At 65.7% G+C, this 24600-nt stretch carries 18 protein-coding genes; 5 read left to right on the forward strand and 13 right to left on the reverse strand.

Translation table 11 applies throughout. The annotated features are described in order from the left end of the window. Positions 1 to 19: 19 nt before the first annotated feature. The 3 genes from HL666_RS14500 to HL666_RS14510 all read right to left on the reverse strand — a co-directional run bounded on the left by HL666_RS14500 (position 20) and on the right by HL666_RS14510 (position 4287). A complete protein-coding gene (locus HL666_RS14500) occupies positions 20 to 1213 on the reverse strand; it encodes a substrate-binding domain-containing protein (RefSeq protein ID WP_172182077.1) in 1194 nt (397 codons plus the stop codon). Positions 1214 to 1354: 141 nt separating this feature from the next. After that, positions 1355 to 3133 (reverse strand): putative bifunctional diguanylate cyclase/phosphodiesterase, encoded by a 1779-nt coding sequence (locus HL666_RS14505; protein WP_172182078.1) that lies wholly within the window; start codon positions 3131 to 3133, stop codon positions 1355 to 1357. A 191-nt stretch (positions 3134 to 3324) separates the two neighbouring features. Beyond that, positions 3325 to 4287 carry a sensor histidine kinase gene (locus tag HL666_RS14510; protein ID WP_172182079.1) on the reverse strand — a complete coding sequence of 321 codons (963 nt, stop codon included), beginning with the start codon at positions 4285 to 4287 and terminating at the stop codon, positions 3325 to 3327. 199 nt (positions 4288 to 4486) lie between these two features. Here HL666_RS14510 and HL666_RS14515 point away from each other — a divergent pair, with 199 nt between their 5' ends. Further along, a complete protein-coding gene (locus tag HL666_RS14515; RefSeq protein ID WP_172182081.1) occupies positions 4487 to 5329 on the forward strand; it encodes an SDR family NAD(P)-dependent oxidoreductase in 843 nt (280 codons plus the stop codon). A 223-nt stretch (positions 5330 to 5552) separates the two neighbouring features. Here the strand turns inward: HL666_RS14515 and HL666_RS14520 are convergent, their stop codons facing one another. The 3 genes from HL666_RS14520 to HL666_RS14530 form a co-directional block, all read right to left on the reverse strand. Beyond that, positions 5553 to 6929, reverse strand: a complete 1377-nt coding sequence (locus tag HL666_RS14520; protein WP_172110458.1) for a cytochrome P450 — start codon at positions 6927 to 6929, stop codon at positions 5553 to 5555. Between the two features lie 413 nt (positions 6930 to 7342). Further along, the gene (locus HL666_RS14525) at positions 7343 to 7501 is read right to left on the reverse strand and encodes a hypothetical protein (protein ID WP_011923716.1); all 159 of its coding nucleotides are present in this window, start codon (positions 7499 to 7501) and stop codon (positions 7343 to 7345) included. Positions 7502 to 7712: 211 nt separating this feature from the next. Next, positions 7713 to 8519 (reverse strand): outer membrane protein, encoded by an 807-nt coding sequence (locus HL666_RS14530; RefSeq protein ID WP_210261904.1) that lies wholly within the window; start codon positions 8517 to 8519, stop codon positions 7713 to 7715. A 322-nt stretch (positions 8520 to 8841) separates the two neighbouring features. Here HL666_RS14530 and HL666_RS14535 point away from each other — a divergent pair, with 322 nt between their 5' ends. After that, entirely contained in the window at positions 8842 to 9252 is a 411-nt protein-coding gene (locus HL666_RS14535) for a response regulator (protein WP_172132441.1), read from the forward strand. Between the two features lie 395 nt (positions 9253 to 9647). Here the strand turns inward: HL666_RS14535 and HL666_RS14540 are convergent, their stop codons facing one another. Further along, positions 9648 to 10889 carry an LLM class flavin-dependent oxidoreductase gene (locus HL666_RS14540; RefSeq protein WP_172132440.1) on the reverse strand — a complete coding sequence of 414 codons (1242 nt, stop codon included), beginning with the start codon at positions 10887 to 10889 and terminating at the stop codon, positions 9648 to 9650. Positions 10890 to 11349: 460 nt separating this feature from the next. Here HL666_RS14540 and HL666_RS14545 point away from each other — a divergent pair, with 460 nt between their 5' ends. Next, positions 11350 to 12822 (forward strand): extracellular catalytic domain type 1 short-chain-length polyhydroxyalkanoate depolymerase, encoded by a 1473-nt coding sequence (locus HL666_RS14545; RefSeq protein WP_172182082.1) that lies wholly within the window; start codon positions 11350 to 11352, stop codon positions 12820 to 12822. A gap of 14 nt (positions 12823 to 12836) precedes the next feature. Here the strand turns inward: HL666_RS14545 and HL666_RS14550 are convergent, their stop codons facing one another. From HL666_RS14550 to HL666_RS14570, 5 genes are all read right to left on the reverse strand, one after another. Continuing rightward, positions 12837 to 14939: a S9 family peptidase gene (locus tag HL666_RS14550; RefSeq protein ID WP_172110453.1), complete on the reverse strand. Its 2103-nt coding sequence runs from the start codon at positions 14937 to 14939 to the stop codon at positions 12837 to 12839. A gap of 8 nt (positions 14940 to 14947) precedes the next feature. Then, complete coding sequence (locus tag HL666_RS14555; RefSeq protein WP_172182084.1) at positions 14948 to 16135, reverse strand: pyridoxal-phosphate-dependent aminotransferase family protein; 1188 nt, start codon at positions 16133 to 16135, stop codon at positions 14948 to 14950. Between the two features lie 156 nt (positions 16136 to 16291). After that, entirely contained in the window at positions 16292 to 17014 is a 723-nt protein-coding gene (locus tag HL666_RS14560) for a thermonuclease family protein (protein ID WP_172182086.1), read from the reverse strand. 201 nt (positions 17015 to 17215) lie between these two features. Beyond that, positions 17216 to 18085, reverse strand: a complete 870-nt coding sequence (locus tag HL666_RS14565) for a hypothetical protein (protein WP_172182087.1) — start codon at positions 18083 to 18085, stop codon at positions 17216 to 17218. Positions 18086 to 18129: 44 nt separating this feature from the next. Further along, entirely contained in the window at positions 18130 to 19851 is a 1722-nt protein-coding gene (locus HL666_RS14570; protein ID WP_172182306.1) for a hypothetical protein, read from the reverse strand. Positions 19852 to 20281: 430 nt separating this feature from the next. Here HL666_RS14570 and HL666_RS14575 point away from each other — a divergent pair, with 430 nt between their 5' ends. Continuing rightward, positions 20282 to 21145 (forward strand): caspase family protein, encoded by an 864-nt coding sequence (locus HL666_RS14575; RefSeq protein WP_172110449.1) that lies wholly within the window; start codon positions 20282 to 20284, stop codon positions 21143 to 21145. A 305-nt stretch (positions 21146 to 21450) separates the two neighbouring features. On the opposite strand, the gene HL666_RS14580 is transcribed toward HL666_RS14575, so the two are convergent. Then, entirely contained in the window at positions 21451 to 22305 is an 855-nt protein-coding gene (locus HL666_RS14580) for an efflux RND transporter periplasmic adaptor subunit (RefSeq protein ID WP_246739910.1), read from the reverse strand. A gap of 235 nt (positions 22306 to 22540) precedes the next feature. Here HL666_RS14580 and HL666_RS14585 point away from each other — a divergent pair, with 235 nt between their 5' ends. Then, positions 22541 to 23554, forward strand: coding sequence for a L,D-transpeptidase (locus HL666_RS14585; RefSeq protein WP_172182089.1), 1014 nt, complete (start codon positions 22541 to 22543; stop codon positions 23552 to 23554). Positions 23555 to 24600 lie beyond the last annotated feature (1046 nt).

A 24600-nucleotide genomic window follows, 5' to 3' on the forward strand; every position in this document is an offset into this window, starting at 1 on the left:
CCGGGCACGGATTTCACCGTCAGCGCTTGTTGCGGATCGGGACGCTCATCTCGTCGATCTTGATCTCGCGCACCGGCTCGTTGACGGCCCAGGCGAGGTTCGGATCGACCTTGACGCGGAAGTGATACATGCTTTGCAGCGCCTGGTGATCCTCTTTCCGGAAGATCATCTTGCCCTTCGGCGTATCGAACTCCATGCCCTCCATCGCCGCGATCAGCTTCTCGGTGTCGGTCGACTTCGCCTTGGTGACGGCGGTGACGACGGCCATCGCGGCCGAGAAGCCGCCGGCGGTGAAGAAGTCCGGCGGCGCGTTGAAGCGCTTCTGATGCTCGGCCACCAGCCAGTCGTTCACGGGATTCTTGGGAATGTCATAGTAGTAGTAGGTGGCGCCCTCCATGCCGGGCAGCCGCTTGTAGGCCGCGAGCGCCGGCAGGATGTTGCCACCAGTCGACAGCTCGATGCCGTAGCGCTTCGGATCCATGTCCTGCAGTTTGGTGAGCGGGTCGCCGGCGCCGGCCCAGATCACCCAGATGATCTTCTTGCCCGGCTTGTCCTTCAGCGCATCGAACAGGCGCTGGCCGACGGCGGTGAAGTCGGTGGTGTTGGTGGGCACATATTCCTCGGCGCCGAGCGTGGCGCCGGTCTTGGCCAGTGCTTCCTTGAACGCGGCCACGCCGTCACGGCCGAAGGCGTAGTCCTGAGCCAGCGTAGCGACCGTGACGCCCGGCTTGCCGATCGCGACGGCGTTGGAGATCGCGTCCTGCGAGGAATTGCGGCCGGTGCGGAAGATGTAGCGATTCCACTTCTCGCCGGTGATCTGGTCGGCGACCGCCGGCTCGACGATCAGGATCTTCTTGTTCTCCTCGGCGACCGGCAGGTCGGCGAGCGCCGCGGCCGAGGACGTGGTGCCGATCGCGATGTCGGCGCCGTCATCCTGATACGCCTCGGACAGCGCGGCCTTCGACAGATCGGGCTTGCCCTGGTCGTCCTTGGTGATGATGACGATCTTGCGACCGTCGATCATGTTGGTGCCCTTGGTGGCATATTCGAAGCCAAGGCGCAGGCCGGCTTCGGTCTGCTTGGCGTAGGCCTCGAGCGGGCCGGTCTTGCCGTAGATGAGAGCGATTTTCAGATCGTCGGCCTGGGCGGCGGTGGCCAGCAGGGTTGCAGTCAGTGATGAAACAATGGCTTTGCAAATATGTGACGTTCTCACGAGCCTTCCTCCCAGCTACGGCGGCTGTTGTCTGCAACTGATAGTGTGCAGCCTGAGCCTGGGTCAAGGCGCTTTCGAAGGCAGCGCGGAATCGCACATACTTTGTGCCGGTCCAGGTGCCTCCCCTTGCTCTGTCAGCAATCAGCGCCGATAGCGGCTGCTGCGGGCGTAAGCCTGGCGATTTTCCTGCACAGGGCGACTGGCGAGGCTCATGCGCGCTTCGCTTGCAAGGGGGGTGGCAGGTTTCAATTCCTCGAGAAAGATCGGACGCGAGAAGTAGTAGCCCTGCGCATAGCGGATCTTGGTCGCGGCCTGCAGATAAGCGAGCTCCTCGAACGACTCGATGCCCTCCGCGATCACGGTCATGCCGAGGGCTTCGCTGAGGGATTCGATCGCGCGCAGGATGCCCTGGCTGCGCGGCCGCTTATGGATGTCGGTGATGAAGGAGCGGTCGATCTTGATCTCGTCGGCGGTGATGTCGGCGAGCGCCGACAGCGACGAATAGCCGATGCCGAAATCGTCGATGGAGATGCCGACGCCGATCTCGCGCAGCAGCGGCACGATCTCGTCCTGGAAATGGCTGCGGGTCACGAACGCATCCTCGGTGACCTCGATCATGAAGCGCTTGGGAAAGCCGGTCGCCGCGATGGCTCGCGCGAAGGGCTGCATGAAGTCCGGGTTCGACGCCTGCTTGGCCGCGACGTTGATGCTGATCGTCGCCTCGGGTCCGAATGTGTCGTTGATCAGGTCGATCGACTTGACGATCTCGTCCAGCACGAGATGGGCGAGCTCGTCGATGAGGCCGAGCTCGACGGCGAGGTTGATGAAGGAGCCGGGGGCCTGGATCACGCCTTCATTGTCGCGCAGGCGCACCAGCGCCTCGATGCCCTTGATCTCCTCGGTGCGGATGTCGACCTTGGCCTGGAAAGCGCAGCAGAAGCGCTTCTCGAGGATGGCGAGCCGCAGCGATTGCTCCACCTTCATGCGGGCGAGCGCCTCGTGCTCCATTGCGCTCGAGAAGAAGGCCAACGTGCCTTTGTCGCTGTTCTTGACGCGATACATCGCCAGATCGGCGTTCTGACGCAGGACGTCGTAGTTGGCGCCGTGCTCGGGAAACAGGCTGACGCCGACCGACGCGGAGGCGAACACCTCCGCACCGTCGATGAAGAACGGCGCGCTCAGGCGGTCCAGCAGAGTCTGGAGGAACTCCGCGACCTCCTCGGCGCGCTCGATCGGATTGAGCAGCAGCAGGAACTCGTCGCCGCTGATGCGCGACAGCAGGTCCGACTCGCGCAGGTCGCGGCTGATGCGCTTGGCGAATTCGACCAGCAGCGCGTCGCCGGTGGCGTGACCGTAATAGTCGTTGATGTATTTGAAGTTGTCGAGGTCGAGAAAGGCGAGCGCGAAGCGTCCGTCGACGCGGCCGCGGCGGACCAGATGGTCGGCGCGATGCTCGACCACGCGTCGCATTGGCAGGCCGGTCAGCTCATCATAGTAAGCGGCGCGGAACAGCTGATCCTCGAACTCCTTCTGCTCGGTGATGTCGGCCGAGCTCGAGATCAGCACGTTCTGATCGCCGATGCGGAGCGGCCGATGCGCCGTGAGCAGCGTCTGCGCGCCGCGCTCGCCGGCGACCTTTTCCTCGGCGACCACGGTACGACCCCGGCCGATGATCTCGCGGCAGGCCGAACGCCTGCCGTCGAGATGCGGCGCCGAGACGCCGTCGGCGCTGTTGGCGGCGGCGCCAAGCTGGACGGCGGCGGTATCGTTAACGAGGAGAAAGCGGCCGTGCTCGTCCTGAACCGTGACGCCCGACGGCAGCTGGCTGAGGATGCTGCGCAGGAAGCGCAGCTCGGCCTCGGTCGCGTCCAGCCCGCTGGGTGCATCGGGGGAAAAGTTGAAACGGTCGCTGTTATACATGCGCCGATTGTGCGAAGTTCCCGCTTCATTTTAGTTAAGCGCTACGTAGAAACACGGAACGCCTGAGCCAAGTCCCGGAAAAAACTCCGCTTTGTGCCGCAGCGTCATTAATGGATCCTCAATTTCACTCCGCGGACCGGCTGCGCGCATGCTGCGAAAGTCGTAGGCCGGATTGGCCGCCTGCGGGCATCTCAGCTCGGCGGGACGCGGCACTGCATGGTGCAATGAATACCCGTCGCCAGGAAGGTGGTCTCGGTCTTGCCGTCGAACGACGACAAGGCGGCCTTGAGCAGCTTGGTGCCGAAGCCGGGCTTGCCGACGTGGTTGATCGGCGGGCCCTCGGCCTCGTCCCAGGTCAGCTTGAGCCGGTCGTCCTGCATCGTCCACGACACCTGCAGGAAGCCGCGCGGCGAGGCGAAGGCGCCGTATTTGCCGGCATTGGTGGCGAGCTCGTGAAAGATCAGCGCAAGGCTGACCGCTAGTTTGGCAGGCAAAAACAACGGATCGCCGTTGAGCTCGAAGCGGACATGGCCATACGGCCCGAGCTCCGACATCAGGAGGTCCTTCAGGTCGCAGCCCTGAGCATCCGCCCGCGCGATCAGGTCGTCGGCGGTCGCCAGCGCACGGATGCGCTGGTCGATCCGGCCCCAGACCTGCGGCTGGTCGTGCAGCACCTGATGCAGCACGGCGTGAATGGTCGAGGTCTTGTTCTTGAGCCGGTGATGCAGCTCGTCGACCAGCAGCTTGCGATACTGCTCCTCCTCGGTCAGGCGCCGCGCAATCTCGCGCTGCTTGGCGGCGAGGCTGCGATAGTGGTTGACGCCCCAGATCACCAGCGCGGCAACGGTCAGGTACATCGCCATCAGGGCCAGCCGCGCCCCGTCGGCCGGGCCGCCGCCAAAGTCCAGCATGAGGCCAAGCCCCGCGCCGATGATCGCGGTGGCGAGGCCGACGCCCGATCCGCCCATGGCGGTCGCAAAGAATACCGCGGGCATGTAGGGCGTGAAGAACACGTCCGGCCGCAAATGCGCCATGCCGTAGCGGACCGCGGTGGCCGCGATCAGGCACACCGCTGCAAATAGGCAGCTCCATGTCAGCGATGGCTGCTGTTCGCCCCGCCAGACCCGCTTGATGTCGTCGATGAGTCGCGTCATGGACTTTCATGAGCCTCAAACGCGCAACGAAATTAAGGCCGACGTGGCGGTAATTTGTCCAGGCGATGGAGAGAGCTTTGCTTGTGTTGTAATTCCGGACACAAGATGATGGTTCCGTGACGGGAACGACCGTTCCCGGTTGCGGGATGGGATCTGCAAGCAATCAACATCTGCAAGCAATCAACAAGAGGAACACGGGATGGGACGACTGGATGGCAAGGTGGCGGTGATCACTGGCGCGACCAGTGGCATCGGCTTGCGCACCGCGGAGATCTTCGTCGCCGAAGGCGCGAAGGTGATCGCCGCGGGACGTCGCAGCGCCGAGGGTGAGGCGCTGGCAAGCCGGCTTGGTGCCAACTGCATTTTCCGCCAGACGGATGTCGCCGTCGACGCGCAGATGCGCGCGCTGATCGATGTCGCCGTCGAGCGCTTCGGCCGGCTCGACTGCCTGTTCAACAATGCCGGTGGTCCGGCGCAGACCGGCGGCATCGAAGGCCTCGATGCGGAACGCTTCGACCAGGCCATGGCGGTGCTGGTGCGCAGCGTGATGTTGGGAATGAAATACGCCGCGCCCCACATGAAGAAGCAGGGCGCCGGCAGCATCATCAACAACGGCTCGATCGCCGGCCGGCTCGCCGGCTTCTCCACCTCGCTGGTCTACAGCACGGCGAAGGCCGCGGTGATCCATCTCACCAAATGCGTGGCGATGGAGCTCGGCGAATCCGGGGTGCGCGTCAACTCGATCTCGCCGGGCCTGATCGCCACCGGGATCTTCGGCAAGGCGCTGGGCCTGTCGACCGAGGCCGCCGAGAAGACGCCCGAGACGATCCGCAACGCCTATGCGACCGCCCAGCCGATCCCGCGCGCCGGCCTGCCCGACGACATCGCTCATGCCGCGGTGTTTCTCGCCAGCGACGAGTCCAGCTTCATCAACGGCCACGACCTCGTCATCGACGGCGCCATCACTGGCGGCCGCAACTGGAGCCAGCAGCAGCAGGGCTACGCCGCCATGCGCAAGCTGCTGGGAGATGCGGTGGAGTAGGGCGCTGCCGCTTCGAGCATCGTCTGCTTGTTGACTGTAACGTCGCTCTCTCCACACCGTCATGGCCGGGCCTGTCCCGGCCATCCACGTCGTTCGGCATCCTGAGAAAGACGTGGATGCCCGGGCCAAGCCCGGGCATGACGAGTAACTAATTGACGGTCGTCGGCGTGGCGATGATCTGTCAGCCGCCTCATGTGGCCTCGCCGACCGCGCGACTTCCGGGTCACACCGCCTTCAACTGCACCTTCAGCCCGTCGCGCGGCTTCGGGATCGGCCAGACCTGCCAGTTCGGCTGATAGCCCGGCGCAAACGAGACCTCGATGTTCGACAGGAAATGCCGCGCGAAGCACTTCACCTGCATGTAGGCGAAGTGCAGGCCGAGGCACATGTGGGCGCCGCCGCCGAACGGCACCCAGGCGAAGCGGTGACGGCCGCGCTGCGCCTCGTCGGTGAAGCGCATCGGGTCGAACCGCTCCGGCTCCGGCCAGATTTCGGGCATGTGGTGGGTGTACATCGGGTTGATGCCGACCCCGGTGCCGGCGGGGATGGCAAACCCCTTGAAGGTGAAATCCCGGACCGGGCGGCGCGGCAGCGACGGCACCGGCGGCATCAGCCGCAACGTCTCCTGAAACGCCATCTCGGTCAGCTTCATCTTCTCCAGATGCTCCGAGCTCATCGGATCGCCATGGGCAAGGCCGAGGCTTGCGACCTCTTCGCGCAGCTGCTGCTGCCACTGCGGATGTGCGGCGAGCTGGGCGATGAAGGAGGTCAGCGACGAGGTCAGCGTGTCGTGTGCCGCCATCATCAGGAAGCTCATGTGATCGACGATGTCCTGCGTCGACAGCAGCGCGCCCTGGTCGTCGGTCGCGCGGCACAGATGCGAGAACAGATCGTCGCCGTCGCTCCGAGCGCGGCGCAGCGGGATCTGCTCCGAGAAATACGCGACGATACGCCGGCGGCCCTTGACGCCGCGCGCCATCTGCGTGCCGGGCAGCGGCTTTCGGATCGGCGCGACGGAGGCGGCGACCATGTCGACGAAGGCGCGGTTGATGGCATCGACCTCCGGTCCGATCTCCGTGCCCAGGAAGGACGTCGCGGCGAGGTCGAGCGTGAGCTGCTTGATCGCGGGATAGAACAGCATCTCGCCGGGGGACTGCTTCCACTGCGCGATGCGCGCGGCGATGCCGCGGTCGAGGCCGGCGAGATAGGACTTCATCGGCCCGGCCTTGAAGGCCACCGACAGCGCCTTGCGGTGCATGCGGTGCTCGTCGAAATCGAGCAGCATCAGGCCGCGCGGGAACAGCAGGTTGAGGATGTGGCCCCAGCCATGCGCTGATGAGAACAGCTTGGCCTGGTCGAACAGCACCAGCTCATTGGCTTCGGGGCCGAGCAGCACGACGTTGACGTTGCCGAACATGTGGGTGCGGTAGACCGGGCCATACTTCCTGGCGTTGCGCTCGACGTGACCCTTGGGGTCGGCGAGGGTCTCGAACGTCTTGCCGATGATTGGCCAGCCTTCGTCGCCCGGAATATGCGTCAGCGAGTTTCGCCGCGGCGATGTCAGGCGGAACGAGGGCGTGGCCACACTTTGCATCGACATGAGGGGGCTCCGGAAGCTGATCGGCAGCGGGGCGCGGCGACGCGCCGGCGCATCATTCAAGGGCGGTTGCGGCCGTCATGCAATACGCTGCGTTATTTCGTCTCGGTGTCCTTGTGCTGCATCGCACGCGTTCGCGATCTCGCGGCGCGGTCCTGCGTCCGAGGGATGGAACATGCCGCCCTCTTCCACAAAGCGGGCACGGGGAGGCTCGTTAGCCACCGTCATCAGCGGGATCATCATCACCCGCGATTTGGCGCCAGCGGTGGCGATTCCATTCCCGTTGTTGTCGGGGGCGAGCGACGCCGCGATGTCGGCGATCGATCGAAGCGGGGGTCAGCGGGTGATCTTTCGAGGCCGGCAAGTCTCGCCGCCGCCAGACGCCGCCATGCCTTCCGACGCGGACACCAGGACCATCAGCCGGCCGACTTGTTGATCTTCTTCACCTTGGCGTCGGTGGCTTCGATCGAGGCCGCGAGCTCCAGGATCGCTTTTGCCAGGAGGTCGGCAGCCTCCTTGGGGTCCTGCGACCGCTCGGCGCGCAACGCGTAGTTTTTGGCGGAGGAGAGTGACATTGGCGACCTTTCCACGGAAAAGCCCGCCGGGTCGAGACGGCGGGCTGCTGACGCACCACACAGCGAGCGTCCCTTGCAGGCCCTGCTCGATCTGAGGTCAGCCTAGCAGCCCAGAGTTAAGAAAAATCGGGGGGATGCCCGAACCTCGATGCCTGCCGCGCGGCCGCCAGCCGCCGTGCCTATGATAACTCGCCTCAGGACCAGCTGGGTCTCAGAACTTGTAGGCGAGGCCGACCGTTGCCGTGTGCGTTCGCGTCGTGACATGCGCAGTGAAGCGATCGTCGAAGCCGACGCCCACGCCGCCGGCGACGAAGAACGGCTGGGTCCAGGTGCCGAAATCGGCATAGCGATAGTCGGCACGCAGCAGCCAGTGGCCGCCGATCATGTGCTCGATGCCGCCGCCGGCGGTCCAGCCGACGCGGGTGGAGGCGAAGGTTTCGTTGTGCGGATTGCCGAAGCAGAAGCTATTGCCGGGAACGACGGCGCAGCTGGCGTTGAGCTCAACGCGCTGCCACGCGACGCCGCCGCTGCCATAGAGCAGCGTCGATGGCGTGACCAGATAGCCGAGCCGGGCGCGCACGCTGCCATCCCACGTGTCCTTCACCGAGCCGGCGGGAAGGCCGACCAGGGGACCGCCGAAGAACAGTCCGGTCGTTCCCGGCAAGGGACTGGCCGACTTCTTGTTGTCGGCCCAACCGAAGTCGCCTTCGATGCCTGCGATCCATGACGGAGCGAACTGCCAGTTGACGCCGAGGTAGCCGCCGATCCGGGCCGCCGCGCTGTCCATGGCCCCGCTTGTGCCTGCCGTCGGCACGAACACGCCGGGACCGAAGTTCGGGGAGACGTCGCTGGTTCGCCAATCATGATCGGCCCAGCGGGCGCCGACCGACACGCCGGCATAGAGTCCGGTCCAGGTCGGTGCGGCCACCGGTGCGGGCGCCTTGACGGGGAGGTCGGCCGCCAGCGCCGAGCCCGCAAGCAGGACGCCCGCCAGCGCAGACCCGATTCCCTTGATCATTGATTTTGCCATGCTCTGCCCAGCGCGTGACACCGATTCGACACAATCGGCACCATCGCCGGTTGCATTGAGCGCGGCAATTGCATCGCCCTGGGTCGGGCTAAAAAGTTCATGCTGTTGCCGAGACGACACTGCGGTATCGCGGGAGCCGGTTTCAACCGCCTCCATGTCCGCAGCCAGCCTGGCCGAGCCACGGATTCGAGCGAGGTTTGCTTGTTACGGCCGTAGATCTACGGACCCAAATCTTTACCTCGCGGCCATTGGCCGCGCCTAGGAACGCCCGGACCGGGACGTCTGGCCAACAGGCAGCGAGGGCAATGGCATGAGCAATCAGTTGCTGGTGATCGAGGATGCCGAGGTGCATCTGTCGATTCTGCGCAAGATCGCCGCGCAGTGCGGCTATGAGGCGACCTGCGTGAGCTCGGTCGAGGCCGCCGCCGAGGTGTTGCGCGAGAGGACGTTCGACTGCATCACGCTGGACCTGTCGCTCGGCGACCGCTGCGGCGCGGACGTCCTGCTGCTGCTCAACGAGCTGAAATCGCGCACGCCGGTGATTTTCATCAGCGGCGCCGAGGACGGCACCCGCGAGGAGCACGTCCGGCTCGCCACCGTGCTCGGGCTGGTCGTCTATCCGCAATTCCAGAAGCCCGTCGACCTGCCGGCGCTGCGTGAGACGCTGAAGCAGATCGCGACACTCGCTGATTGCGAGAGGCTGGTCGCCGCGGTGAGGTGAGGCGGTCGTAGGGCGGATTAGCGCAGCGTAAGCCGCCGTCAGGGTACGGCGTAGTGACCATCCTGCTTAGCATATACCATGCTCGATCGTGATACCGACGACGACCTGATGAAGTCTCTCGTGAGGGTTGGCGGATTACGCTGCGCCAATACTACTGCGTCAGAAAAGGGCTTTGCTCCCTCCACGTGTCGTTCCGGGGCGCCCGAAGGGCGAGCCCGGAACCCATACCCACAGGCAATAGTATAAGGCAGGCTGGTTGTAGGCACTTTGCCGCCAACCATCTGTCTGTGGCTATGGATTCCGGGCTCGCCCTTCGGGCGCCCCGGAATGACGACGGATAGCGGGCAGTGTTTCCGACGCAGTAGTACTAATCCGCCCTGCGCACCGATGTTGATTCACCCCCGCTGCTTCGCTGCCGCCTGCTGCAGGTCCGGCGCGTTGACCGCCGGAATCGCCACGCGGCCCGGGCCGGTCTGCGACAGGGCGGCGGCCGCCTTGTCGTTGTCCATGATCTTGGCCATCACGGCTTGCCCTGCGCGCTCGAAGATGGCGCGATTCTCGATGACGAATGTCTGCGAGCGGCGCAGGCCGTCGATGTAGCCGTTGATCTCTGGCACGACGTAGCGCGCGACCATGTCCCAGCTGCGCCGCGTGTTCTCCGGATTGGCCCAGTCGTGCACGAAGCCGATGATGTGGCCGACGCCGCCGGACACCTGCATCAGGTTCTTGATCGTCCTGACGAGATCGTCGGGCGTGCCGATCGTCGATGCCGCGCCTTCGACAAAGGCGGTCTTGTCGACGGCCTCATCGGGCGAGGAGAACGGCTTCAGGCCCGGCCGCATCAGGGTCCCGACGGTGTACTCGTTGTGCCAGCGCATCAGCCCGGGGCCGGCCTCGCGGCGCGCCTGCTCGCGCGTCTCGGCGATGTGCCACGACAGAAGCACGCGCCAATTGGCGCGGCTCACCGTGGTGCCGTGTGTCTTCGCCGCGTCTTCGGCGAACTCCCATTGCTGCGGCAGCGCCATCAGGCCCTGCGTCGACATCGAGCCGAGCGAGATGATGCCGATGCCGTATTTACCTGCGAGCGTCATGCCCGACGGCGAGATCTGCGACGCCACGACGAACGGCATCTCCTCCTGCAACGGCAGGATCTGCAGGGCCGCGTCGTTCATCGTGAACCAGTCGCTCTTCGCGGTCACGCGCTCGCCGTTGAACAGCCGTCGGATGACGCCGATCGCCTCGTCTTGGCGATCGCGCTGCGTCATCGGATCGATGCCGAGCGTGTGGGCATCGGAGGCGAGCGCGCCAGGGCCCGAACCGAAGATCGCGCGGCCGCCGGTCATGTGATCGAGCTGCACCATCCGCTGCGCGACGTTGAAGGGATGATGATAGGGCAGCGAGATCACGCCGGTGCCGAGCCGGATGCGCTTGGTGCGCTCGCCGGCGGCGGCGAGAAACATCTCGGGCGAGGCGATCGTCTCCCATCCGCTCGAATGATGCTCGCCGCACCAGAACTCGTCATAGCCGAGCTCGTCGAGCTGCGACACGAGATCGAGGTCGCGGCGGAATTGCAGCATCGGATGCTCGCCGATCGGATGATGCGGAGCGAGGAACGCGCCGAATTTGAGCCGCGCCATGTGTTTTTCTCCCGAATGGAATGTCGTTGTTGCTTGTGAGGCAGGCTAGTCGGCGCATCGTTGGCAGGCAATCATCTTGCTGCTCATACGAGAGCCGTGCATGCCTGCCATTTGTTGTTTACTGATCGGCGATCTCTCCGCACACTCCGACGCGAGATTGCGATTCGCGACGGACCGACAAGTGATGGCGCTTACTTGTGGCCACCGCTTGAAAGCAGTTGCGGGATCGTCCGCGTTCATCCTGTCCGCGATTTCGGCCGTGCCTGGTTCGCGTTTCGGTGATTGCAGCGTGAAGCGCCGCGGCGGCGTGGCATTTTGATCGCAGCAAGACCGAAATTCGCAATCAAATTGCTGACGTCCGCGTTCGCGCGGGCTTTTTCTTTTGCGCTGCAGCAACCATCTGGGTGATGGTGGGTTTGATCCGCGCCGACGTGAAGATGTGACTGCCAAGGAGCTGCCGTTGTCCCTCGCTGAAAATGTTGAGTATTTGCGACGGCTGCGCGAGCTGAATGGCATCACCGGATTCGGCGATCTTCATCGCCAGCTGCGGCCCGCGCCGGAATGCCCGCTGGTCGAGGTCGAGGGCTTCGGCAGCAATCCCGGCAAGCTGAAGATGTTCGCCTATGTGCCGGCGCAGCGGCAACCGCTGTTGCCGCTCGTCGTCGTGCTGCATGGCTGCGGGCAGGGTGCGGCCGAGTATGATCTCGGTGCCGGCTGGTCGACGCTCGCCAAGCATTTCGGCTTTGCGCTGTTGTTTCCGGAGCAGCAGCGCATCAACAATCCGCAGCGCTGCTTCAACTGGTTTCAATCCGAGGATATCACGCGTGGCCAAGGCGAGGTCGCCTCGATCCGCGAGATGATCGCGCGCATGGTCGCCGATTGCGCCATCGACGAGCGGCGCATCTTCGTCACGGGCCTCTCGGCGGGCGGCGCGATGACCATGGCGATGCTGTCGGCGCATCCGGAGCTGTTCGCCGCCGGCGCCGTCATCGCCGGGCTGCCGTTCGGCGCCGCGCGCAACATGCGCGATGCGATCCTGCAGATGCGGATGCCGCCGGCGCGGCCCGCCGGCGAGCTCGGCGATCTCGTCCGCCGTGCCTCTCAGCATCGCGGCAGATGGCCGAAGCTCTCGGTGTGGCACGGCACCGCCGACTACACCGTGCATCCGGACAATGCCGGCGAGATCGTCAAGCAATGGCTCGACCTGCATCATCTGCCGCTGGCGCCGATGGCCGCGGGAGAGGTCAACGGTTATCCGCATGAGCAATGGTGGAATGCCGACGGTGAGACGGTCGTCGAATCCTTCACGATCACCAACATGGCGCATGGCACACCGATCGGCGTCGCCGCCAACGACAAGCGCTATGGCAAAGCGGGGCCGTTCCTGCTCGAGGCCGGCATCTCCTCGTCCTATCTGATCGCAAAGTTCTTCGGCGTCACCGACTGGATTCGTCAGCCGAAGCCGGCGGTGACCTCGCCGAGCACGAAGCTCATTCCAGAGGTGTCGCCGATCTCGGCGCTGCCGACCTTGACGAAGATGCTGCGCCGTCCGGAGGTGTCGCCGGCCGTCGTCGAGCCGGCCGAGGCCAAGGCCCCAGCGGCCAAGGCATCGCCGTCTCGCGCCCCGGTGCGAGCCAAGCGGACGCGGCCAGCTGTCGCCGGAGCCGCAAGGCCGAAACCCGAGCCGCAGGCCGCGGCGCCGATGGTCCCGGTGGTCAAGGCCGCGACGCCGGCGGAGGCGCCGGTCGAGGTGAAGCCCTCCGTGGCGAAGCCGGTCGTGGGGAAGGCCGTCGACATGACGCCGGCGGATGCTTGGCCTCCGTCCGATCCGAAGCCGGACGCTGTCGTCCCGCCACCCCAGCCGAAGCGCCGACGGGTCATCGACGTCGCCGCCGTGATCGACCGCGCGCTGCAGGCCGCCGGACTGAAGTAGCGCGGAGTCGCGCCTCAGCCTGTCGCCTCGCCGGCCAGGCCCACCGCCCACAGCGCAAAGGCGTAGACGATCGCGATTTCGTCGAGCCGGTTGAAGCGCCCGGAGGCGCCGCCGTGACCCGCGCCCATGTTGGTGCGCAGCATCACCGGACCGCCTGACGTCATCGTCGCGCGCAGCCGCGCGATCCATTTCGCCGGCTCCCAATAGGTGACGCGCGGGTCGGTGAGGCCGGCCATCGCGAGGATCGCAGGATAGGGCTTGGCGGCGACGTTGTCGTAGGGCGAGTAGGACAGGATGGTGCGGAAGTCTTTCTCGCTCTCGATCGGGTTGCCCCATTCGGGCCATTCCGGCGGCGTCAGCGGCAGGGTGTCGTCGAGCATCGTATTCAGCACGTCGACGAACGGCACCTCGGCGACGATGCCGGCGAACAGCTCGCCCGAGCGGTTGGCCACCGCGCCCATCAGCATGCCCCCGGCGCTGCCGCCATGGCCGACGATGCGCTTGGCGCTGGTGTAGTTCGCCGCGATCAGCGCGCGGGCGCTTGCCGCGAAATCGTCGAAGCTGTTGGTCTTCTTCTCGCGCTTGCCGTCCAGGTACCAGCCCCAGCCCTTGTCGGTGCCGCCGCGGATATGCGCGATGGCATAGACAAAGCCGCGATCGACCAGCGACAGCCGGTTGGCGCTGAACGATGCCGGCATCGCATGGCCGTATGAGCCGTAGCCATAGAGCAGCAGCGGCGCGGAGCCGTCGGCCTTGAAGTCACGCCGGTGCAGCAGCGATACCGGCACCTCGGCGCCGTCATCCGCTTTCGCCATGATGCGCGTGGTGACGTAGTCGGCCGGATTATGACCTGACGGAATCTCCTGGCGCTTGCGCAAGGTTTTCGCGCGCGTCACCATGTCATAGTCATAGACCTCGGACGGTGTCGTCATCGACGAATAGGCAAAGCGCAGATTGGTCGTGTCGAATTCATACGACCCCATCGCATCGAGCGAATAGGCGCCCTCGTCGAAGGCAATCGCATGCTCCTGGCCCGATGTGAGATCGCGGATCACGATCGACGGCAGTGCGTTGGCGCGCTCCAGCCGCACCAGATGGCCGGCATAGAGGTCGTGGTCGAGCACATAGATGCCGGCGCGATGCGGGATGAGATCGCGCCAGTTGGCGCGCTCAGGCGAGGCGAGGGGTGCCGTGACGATCTTGAAGTCGATGGCGCCATCGACATTGGTGAGGATGTAGAGCTCGTCGCCGCGATCGGCGATCGAATATTGCACGCCGGTCTCGCGCGTCGCGACCAGGCGCGGCGGTGCCTCGGGCGCATCGAGATCGATCAGCCGCTGCTCGGAGGTCTCGTGATCGCCGCCGGCGATGACGCAGAACCGGCCGGAGGTCGATTCGTGCACATGCGTGAACCAGCCGGTGTCCTTTTCCTCATACACCAGCACGTCATCGGCCTGCTTGGTGCCGAGCCTGTGGCGCCACACCTGCATCGGGCGGTGATTGTCGTCGAGCTTGACGTAGAAGAAGCTCTTGCAGTCGCGCGACCACACCACGCCGCCGTCGGTCTCCTCGACGAGGTCGGCGAGGTCATTGCCGCCATCCCAGTCGCGGACGCGGATGGTGAAATATTCCGAGCCCTTGGTGTCGGCGCTCCACGCCACGAGCTTGTGGTCGTGCGAATGCCGGCTGCCGCCGAACTTGAAGTAGTCGTGGCCGCGCGCCAGCGCATCGCCGTCGAGCCCGATCGTCTCGGCGCCGCCGTGGCGCGGCGTCCGGCAGAACAGCTCGTGCTGGCCACCTTCGCGGTATTTGCGGAAGTAGGCATAGGGGCCGTCAGGCGACGGCACAGAGGAATCATCCTCCTTGATGCGGCCGCGCATCTCCGCGACGATTTTCTTCTGCAGCGGCGCAGTATGGCCGAGCACGTCCTCGGCATAGGCGTTCTCCGCCTCCAGATAGGCGCGGATATCCGCATCCAGCAGCGACGGATCGTGTAGCACCTCCTGCCAGCGCGCATCCTTCAGCCAGGCATAATCGTCCTGCACGGTGATGCCGTGACGGGTGAAGGTGTGAGGGCGGCGTGGCGCCGCCGGCGCCTTGGTGCTGCGATCGGTCATATCGTCCTTTACGGGGTCACGCTCTCGCCGAGCCATTGGATCGCGGCATCGAGGCCGCCGCGGCCGTGCGGAATCTTCAACGCCACCAGCGCCATTTCGATCACGCCGAGCGTGCCCAGCACCATCGGGGCGTTGACATGCCCCATATGGGCGATGCGGAACGCCTTGCCGCTGAGATCGCCGATGCCGGTGCCGAGCACGACGCCGCACTGCTCCTTGCAGTAATTCTGCAGCACGGCCGGATCATAGCCGCCGCCGATCAGCACGGTGGTCACGGTGTTGGAGCGCTCCGTGGGCTCTTCGATGTTGAGGCCGATCACCTGGCCCTCGCTCCATTTCGCCACCGCGCGGCGCACGGCCTCGCCGAGCAGCTGGTGGCGGCGGAACGCGTGCGGCAGCCCTTCGGCGAACAGCATGTCCATCGCCTGGCGTAGCGCGAACAGCAGATGCACCGGCGCGGTGCCGCCATATTTGCGGTAGTGCTCGGTACCCTCGCGCTCGCTCCAGTCCCAATACGGCGTGCGCATGTCGGCGCGCTTGTGCGCCTCGAGCGCGCGCGCATTGGCGGCGACGAAGCCGAGGCCGGGCGGCGTCATCAGGCCCTTCTGCGAGCCGGACATCGCGACGTCGATGCCCCAGGCGTCCATTTCGAACGGCATGCAGCCGAGCGAAGCGACCGTGTCGACCATGTAGAGCGCCGGATGGCCCGACGCCTTGACGGCGCGGCCGATCGCCTCGACGTCGTTGACGACGCCCGAGGCCGTGTCGATCTGCGCCACCACGATCGCCTTGATGGTGTGCTCCTTGTCGGCGCGCAGCCGCGCCTCGACCTCGGCCGGACGTACCGCGCGGCGCCAGTCGCCGCGGAGCACCTCGACCTCGGCGCCCATCGCTTTCGCCGCATGGCCCCAGCCAATCGCGAAGCGGCCGCTTTCGAGCACCAGCACCTTGTCGCCGCGCGCCAGCACGTTGGAGAGCACGGCCTCCCAGGCGCCGTGGCCGTTGGCGATGTAGATGTAGGTCTTGCCCTTGGTGGCGAAGAGACGGCCGAGATCGGACATGATGCCGTCGGTCAGTTCCACCATCTGCTTGGAGTAGATGTCGAGCGCCGGGCGGTGCATCGCCTGCAGCACCTCGTCGGGCATCGTGGTAGGTCCCGGGATGGCCAGAAACTCCCGGCCCGCGCGAACGGTCATTGCAATTGTCCTTGGCGATGTGGTCTTGCGATTGGTGTTGGGGTGATGGCGGGCCCTCGCACGCGATCGGGCCGGGGCCTTTTTTACGCGGCGCTGCCGCATAAGAAAAGCCGGAGAAGCCGGGGGGCTGGCATGCCCCGGCCGGCGTGTCCCGTCCTAGCGCCGGGTCTCGCGGCAGCCGGCGGCCTCGGCGTCCTCGACCGAGCAGAACCAGCGTGTGCCCTTGGCGACCCGCATCTTGATCTGGGCGTACCAGCGGCTCTGCGGCGTGTGATAGATGCACTCGCCGGCGCCGTTCACATTGCCCTTGATGGTGCAGTCCGGGGACGGCGCCACCGGGCCCGAGGCCGAGGCGAGCAGGATGGCGCGCGCACCCTCGGGCGGCTTGGTGGCGCCGAGAATGGCGGTCTTCTTGTTGCGCACCCGCCAGTCCCACGGGGCGATGAACGCGCCCTGCCACATGCCGGCCTTGGCGGCACGCGCCTCGGCCTCGTCGGGCTCGTAGTCGCGCGACAGGGTGCGATAGGCCAGCGCCCAGCCGCTGCGCACCAGCCATTTCTGGATGTCCTCGCCGTCGACGTTGCAGCGCGCCACCTGGCGGCCGCGGCGGTCGATCGAACGCGGATGACAAGTCCAGCTCCTGCCGTCGGCATGCTTGATCAGCTCGTCGCGCGCCGCCACGCCACAGGTCCAGCGCTCGCCGTTCTTGTTGAGGCACAACTGGTCGACCGACGGCGCGTCGATGCCGCCGAGCCGGACCCGCGTCGTGCCGATCACGACAGTATCGGCCTCGCGGATCTTGGCGGTGCCGGTGATGTCGGCGGCGGAGGCAAGGGTGGGCAGCAGCAGCAGCGCGAGCAGGGCGGATTTCATCGGCATGAACGGGTGCGGGTCGTCCTTGAGATGGGCAACGCCACCGATTGTGCGGCGGATCGTCCCGGGCTTCCAGCGCCGTGATGGCCTGAGCCGCTCAACTTCGCGCGATGAGGAGGGCAACAGCGCCTATTGGAGTCGAGCTTTCGCGGTGGGATTGGTGCGCCCTCCCCCCATTATCCGGGACTTGACTTGCGGGGAGTGGCGCTACTGTTGCGCGCGCTGCTTCCAATCTGGGCCGCAGTCCTCGTCGGCGCAGTTGTGGCGTTCACAAAAAGCCCCTTTTACGCGGATTGGCTGGCCGATTGGGAAGTTTGTGAAATCAATTGGGGGCACCAGTGCAGTAAAACAGTATTCCGTAAGATGCGGAGCTCCGAAAATATCTTGGTATTTGATGACCCCTATCCCGCCGACATGAGTTTGGCGCTTTTGAAGCGGCGTCAGATTCGTAGGCCCCAATATTAAAAGCCCAGTAGCAGTTTCAGATTTGGGGCCTATCAACCCGGTACCGAAGGGCAATTTGTAGGGATCTCTGCTTTCAAAAGTTTCGGCCGATACTGGTGCCGGACCCCAAACGAAATCGAACGAAGACCGCATATGTCTTGTCGGTGTGTTTCCGACGTTCTCAAGGACCGTGCTGATGACCCAGCGCGGGCTCTCGTTAGGATCATCAACCTTGGCGCCATAAGTGACGAATTGCATGCTATTGGCAAAGACAAAGGCGCTGGTCTGGGCACTATATCCCTCTCTGTTGAGCCGGTTGCTTTCGATCATCGCACCCCATTGGAAATAGGCGACTCCAACACCCACCGTAGCAGCGATGCCGCCAATAGCCGCGACGAAGGAAAACGCTCCGACCGCGTAATCAAGCCAATGTTTCTTGCCGCTCTCGGGCTTGCCTGCTTCTCGCTCGGCTTCTGGATGATGTATTGGCGTGCGCGATGGAGTAGCCTGCGATGCTGGTTGTACGGCGCCGCTCTCTGTATTTTTGGATACGCCCCCCGCGTTATTGGAGGCATTTGGTTGCTGATTGCTTTTCATTCTCCGACGTTGTCTCTTGCCCGTGCGCTTATTCATTCTGAGAGCGCCTCCGTTTCCTTCGGTCCTGCTTGCGGGCGCAATCACCGGCACCGTCTTGCAAGGGCGAGGCCCATCAGCACGAAGGCGGAGGTCACTTCGGGGCCGCCGACCAGGATGCGGGTTGGGGTCTTCATCTTGTTCCACTCATAGGCGCGGTACGGGTGCCGCCGGCCGCCTTCGCCGAACGCCGTCACGATGCAATGCACCGCCGGCGCGAAGCTTGCTTCATTGCCGCCGAGATGGCCGAGCGCGATCAGCGCCAGCGCGGCGTCGAACGGGTTCATCTCGCGGCCGACCAACTCGTCCTCGACATAGGCGAGAACACGCAGCCGGATCAGCTCGAACGCGCCGCCGGGATCGATCGCCTGCCGCGCCGCCTGCGGCAGCGCCATGAAGGCGTGATAGCAGCGGCCGAAATAGGCGCAGTACAGCTCCGGCAGATAATAGATGTGCGCGCGCGGATCGGCGAAGGCGCCGCTCAGGACCAGCCGCTGCTGGAAGCCCACGATCCGCCTGATGAAGGCGAGTCGCGCCTCGGTCTCCAGGATCTGCCAGCGCGTCAGATTCCGGAACGACACTTCGAGCACGTCGAGATTCAAGGTCGGATCGAGGTCGTTGCCGTAGGGCCGCTCGCCGGCCATGCTGTCGATCCAGGTGGCGACGCCGCCCTCGTAGTCGATGTTGTCGTTGATCGGCACCGTCACCCGCGGCTCGTTGCCGCCGGCGCGCACCTGATAGCCGGCATAGAAATCGACCAGCGGCTGGTCGAGGATCGGATCGTTGGAGCCGGCCTGGGTCGCCGCCGAGAACGAGCACGCCGTGGTGTCGCAATCCGGCACGTAGACGCCGAAGCCGAGGTCCTGCTTGATCTGGGTGAAGAAGCGCGAGAACCGCGGATGCGGCGGCGGCGCCAGCGCGGTGACGACATGATAGCTCTTGCCGTCGGCGCCGCGCACCTCCTCGCGGCTGGTCTCGAGGCAGAAGTCGACCATGGCGGCGATGGCGGCACGCGCCGCGCCGGTCTGCTCGGACGAGGCAAGGCCGGTCTCCAGATAGCTCAGCAGCGCCTCCGTGAAGAACGCATCGTAATAGGCCGAGCGGTGCCGGATCTGCACCGGCTCCCACATCGGCTCGGCGATGCCGCGCCACGGCGGATTGATCACGGCCGCTGCCGGCGAGCGGGCGATGAACACGCGGGCGAGGTTGAACATCAAGGTCGAGTTCTTGTAGCCGCGGGCGTCGAGGCCCTGCAGCGCCATCAGGACCTCGCGTCCCCTGATGTCGGGATCGCCGATCAGGTTGAAGGCGGCGTAGGTCGGGATGAAGCCGTTACGGCCATAGGAGCCGAGCAGATCGGCGCCACAGGCGCGGATCACGCGGTCGATCTCGGCTGCGGGCGGCATCGCCACGGCTCCGGTCCGGCGCGGCGGGGCCGGGTGCTGCAACGTGATGCCGTCGACCAGCTCGGCGATCGGGCCGCCCACGCTCTCCCAGTCCGGCGTCGGATTGTCGCGGGCGAGAACCAGCGCCTGGCGCAGCGCATTGAGCCGCGCGGGATCGTTCAGCTCGGGCAGCCCGGCGCGGCGCAGCAACGTGCGCAGCGCGGGGTTGCCGAGCGCGGTCCGGTAGAATTTCGACAGATGCGGGTCGCCGCCGCTGCCGGGCTGGCGCAGGATGGGATCGCAGACCTCGTACAGCGAGGGACCATCCTTCCGGGCCGTGAGCGTGCGACAGGCGGCTCCGGCGAAATATTGCAAACTCAACGTCGGGACTCGCGGGTTGTCGGGGGCGGGACGGTCGGCATGCACGGCAACGGCGCCCGGCCAACGGCTCGTCACGCGCATACATGGTTCAAACTGACACGCTGGACGGTCAAAGACAACGTGAGCGGGGTCACTGCGGAGGCTGGGGATTTGACCGCAATGTGGCTCTCCGGCGGTCCGCCTGGGGCCGTTTGGAGATCGGCGTCATGGTTAAATTCGCCTTAATTTCCAAGTGCTTGAAAAGTCAATGGTGTTCCGATGTTGCCTGATCGGCGGGTTCGGGTTAAGCCTTTCTTCGTTGCGGTGCCGCAATTTGCGCGCAAAGTGACGACACATCGTCTCGCAACCCCTCAAACCTCAGAGGCGCCAGCGCGACCAAAGGGTGCGACCCTTTGGAACGACTGGATCGGCTCGGACCAGGATTGACGTGATGACCGCAAGGCAGCCTTCTCTCTCTCGCCGGTCGGCCGTGATCGCCGCGGCGCTGCTGTGCACGGTGTCGCTCGCGCTCGGCGCGCATGCTGCCCTGAACAAGCGGTCGATCGACGGCGGCAAGGCGGACGCCGTCGAGCAGGGCGCCATGTCGGCCGGCACCGGCGCGCGTCTCGCGCTGGTCATCGGCAATGGTCACTACCCCGACGCCAACGCCCCGCTCGCCCAGCCGATCAACGATGCCCGCGCCCTCACCGGCGCGCTGCGCCGCGACGGTTTCGACGTCGACATCGTCGAGGATGCGCGCAAGGACGACATCAGCCGCGCGATCGAGCGCCTCAAGTCCAGGATCAAGCCGGATTCGGTGGTGATGCTGTTCTTCGGCGGCTTTGCCATCCAGTCGGGCCGCGAGAGCTACATGATTCCGGTCGACGCCAAGATCTGGCGGGAATCCGACGTGCGCCGCGAGGGCACCAGCGTCGAGCGCGTGCTCGATGCCGTGCGCGAGCAGGGCGCGCGCGCCAAGCTGGTCGTGATCGATGCCTCGCGCCGCAATCCCTATGAGCGCCGCTTCCGTTCCTATTCGCACGGCCTCGCGCCGATCACGGCGCCCGCGAACGCGCTGATCCTGTCGTCGGCGACGCCGGGCCAGGTGCTGGACGATCCGAAGGATCAGGCCAACAGCGTGCTGGTGTCGGAGCTGCTCAACCAGCTTGGCAAGAGCCCGAGCGCCGAGGCCGTCTTCAACAAGACCCGCAACGCCATCGCGCGCAGCTCCGACGGCGAGCAGGTGCCGTCGGTGTCGTCCTCGCTGGTCGAGGACATCCGCCTCAGCACGGACGTCGCCAACGCCGGCAGCTGAGGCCGCTCCCTCCAAGATGCTTCGCCATATCGGGTCTTCACCCTCCCCTGGAGGGGCAGGGCTATCGCATTCGAAGATCGCAATGATGCGTTCGTCTCTCTCCACGTCGTCATGGCCGGGCTTGTCCCGGCCATCCACGTCGTCCGGCTGCTGAGAACGGCGTGGATGCCCGGGACAAGCCCGGGCATGACGGATTAACCAACTGCCAGGATTGGTCGTCGCGAGAGACCAGTGTCTCCATATGCGACTGCCCTGCCCTCCAGGGGAGGGTGAACAGCGCGTTTGCCGCGCGGCTGTTTCGTCCCTCAATTGCTCGCCATCACCGGGCGCACCGGGTCGCCTTCGCGCAGCAAGGCGCCGGCGCGGGTGACGACGATTTCACCCTCGGCGAGGCCGTCCTTGATCTCGACCTGGCCGCCGGCCATCAGGCCGATCTCGACCCGCTTGGTCTCGATGCGCTGGGCGCGGACCACCTGCACGACGGTGCCGTCGGAATCGTAGAGGATCGCCGTCAGCGGCACCGCGACGCCGCAGCTCTGGCCGATCTTGATCACCGCGCGGCCGAACGCGTTCACCAGCAGTTTCGCATTGCCGGTGATGCCGATGAAGGCCTGGCCGAGCTGGCTGTTCGGCTCCACGGTCGGCGCGACGCGGCGGATCCTGCCGTCGACCTCGCCGGCGCCGACGATACGGATCCTGGCCGTCTGGTTGACCGCGAGCTTGGCGAGCTGGGCTGATGGCACCAGGCCGACGAGGTCGTATTCGTTGCGCGCCAGGATCGAGAACAGCGCCTCCCCGCGGCCCGAGGCGAGGGCGCCGATGGTGGCGCTGGACGACAGGACGGTGCCGGCAACCGGCGCCTGGATCGTGATCGTGCCGCCCTCGGGCGGCGTCAGCCGCGCCAGGGCCTGCCCGGCGGTGACGGTGTTGCCGGCATCGACCATCACCTCCGCCACCTTCAGCCCCGGGCGATCGGGTCTCACCGCGGTCTCGTCGCGGGCCAGCACCATGCCCGACACTTCGACCGTGTTGTCGAAGCAGGCCTTGGTGGCCTTGAGCACGCTGACCGCGGCGCCCTTCGGCGCGCCATCCTCGGCCGCCGCGGCCGCCTGAATCAGGGCCAGCAGGCCGACCGCTGCGAGCAGCGGCGTCCGGCGCATCGTGGCGGCAATTGCGGCATGTCCCATGCGAAACCGATCCTCGCGTACCCACATCATCGAACGGCTGTCGCCGGGGATAGCAGACGCGCCGCCGCCGGGCCAGCCGACCCGCGTCCCCAATAGTCGCGCCAGGAGGCCGGGACGTTCAGCCGGCGCCCCGATCGCGCCGAACTTCCCGGTCATCGCCACGTTGACGCTGCCGAACGTCAGCCGTCTGTCACCTGGGATCACGATCATGCTTCGGCTCTGGTTACCGCTTCTGCTCTGCGCCGCCCTCGTCACATCAGCGGTCTCCGCCGAGCTCACCGCCGACTCCGTCAACGGCGCCGAGCTGCGCAAGCGGCCGCCGGCCGAGGAGAAGATGGACCCGGTGGCGATCCGCGCCCAGGTGCTGCTCGACCGTGCCCATGTGTCGCCGGGCGAGATCGACGGCCGGTTCGGCGATAATGCGCGCAAGGCGCTGGCGGCGTTCGCCAAGGCCAAGGGGCTCGCCGGCGATAAGGGTGTTACGGGCGACAAGGGCCGCGCCGGCGATGCGAAGCTGACGCCCGAGCTGTGGGATGCGCTGCTGCGCGGCGATCCGGCGCCCGCCATCGTCAGCTACACCATCACCCGCGACGATGTGAAAGGGCCGTTCCTGAAGAAGCTGCCGCAGAAGATGGAGGACATGAAGGACCTGCCGGCAATCGGCTACACCTCGCCGCGCGAGGCCCTGGCCGAGAAATTTCACATGAGCGAGACGCTGCTCGCGGCGTTGAATCCAAAGGGCACCTTCGACAAGGAAGGCAGCGAGATCGTCGTCGCCAACGTGATCAGGCCGGACGAGAAGCTGCCGGAGATCACCAGGCTCGACATCGACAAGGATGCCGGTCACGTGCAGGCCTTCGCCAGGGACGGCAAGCTGGTCGCAGTGTTTCCCGCCACCGTCGGCAGCGAGGAGAAGCCGACGCCGGAGGGCACCTTCAAGGTCACCTCGCGCGATGCCGATCCCAACTACCGCTACAATCCCGACTACGCATTCGAGGGCGTCAAGGCGCGCAAGCCGTTCACCATCAAGCCCGGCCCGAACAGTCCGGTCGGCGCCTATTGGATCGGCCTCTCGGTCGGCAACGGCTACGGCATCCACGGCACCGCCGAGCCCTCCAAGGTCGGCAAGTCGGAATCCCACGGCTGCGTCCGCCTGACCAACTGGGACGTGCGCTTCCTCGGCGAGCACCTCGCGAAGAAGGTGTCGGTGGAGCTGCGGTGAGCGCAGCGAATGTTGCTGCGATGTCCACCGGTCTTCAATGAAGCCGAACCGCTTCAATGGAGCCAAGCCGCTTCGCCAACCTCCGCCGTCGTCCCGGCCTCGAGCCGGGACCCATCACCCCAGTGAGGAGTTTGAGGCAGGTACGTCGTTAGAGCCCGCTCACCACACCCGCCGCGGAGTATGGCCCCCGGTCGGCGCCACGCCGCGCTTTCGCACATCGTGGCCTGTCCGGGACGCCGGTGGTGGGTGAACTACTAACAGTGCCGCATACAGCGCAGTGCTCGTGACTGTGCCCTCGCCCCTTGGGGGAGAGGGCATGCACGTAGGACCGACAAACTCACTTGGGTGAGGGGCGTCTCTCCACAAGTGTCGTTCGCGGAGAGATACCCCTCACCCAACCGCGTGCGCGGACCGGCCGGAGATGCCCTCTCCCGCAAGGGGCGAGGGCGCTGCATTTGGCGGCGCGCTTGCTGCTCGCATTCGGTTTGTAGGGTGGGCAAAGGCGCACCGGCTCGCTCTTGAACGCCTTGGTCAGGGTCGCCGCTTCCAGCCGCTCGGCGAGTGCGCCCCGCCGCGCCGGGCGCTCGTCCTGGCCGGCGAGAAAGTCGAAATTGCTGGACGCCCCCATCGCGGCTCAATGAACTCGTCAGAAAAGCATCCGCAATCCTTGGTCGCATCCGGCGAATTTGTCTAGCGAATTCAAGCTGATTTGGGTTGTCCAGATCTTCGGCAAAAAAGAAATCTCTTGTGTCGTCGGGCAAATCAGGCGGACATTTGCGCCCGTCCCGCCTCATTGAAGAGGGGCGCCTCGCGAACGTCACGATGCGTTGGGGTGGGATGCGATGGCCACGGCGTGGCGCAGCGTGCTCAGAGCATGCCGACGTACGCCAGGCCGTGGACGGTGAAGTCGCAGGGTCCTGGCCTCCCGACGCTGAGGTCCGCGCAATGCGCGTGATGCGCGCGTTGTCGCTACGGTGGCAAACCAGCCGGTCACCGGGGAGACTGCGTATAATCCGTAAAGCCGTCGTGCAGGGAGGGCCGGGTCA

The sequence above is a fragment of the Bradyrhizobium aeschynomenes genome (assembly GCF_013178945.1).
Classification (GTDB): Bacteria; Pseudomonadota; Alphaproteobacteria; order Rhizobiales; family Xanthobacteraceae; genus Bradyrhizobium; species Bradyrhizobium aeschynomenes.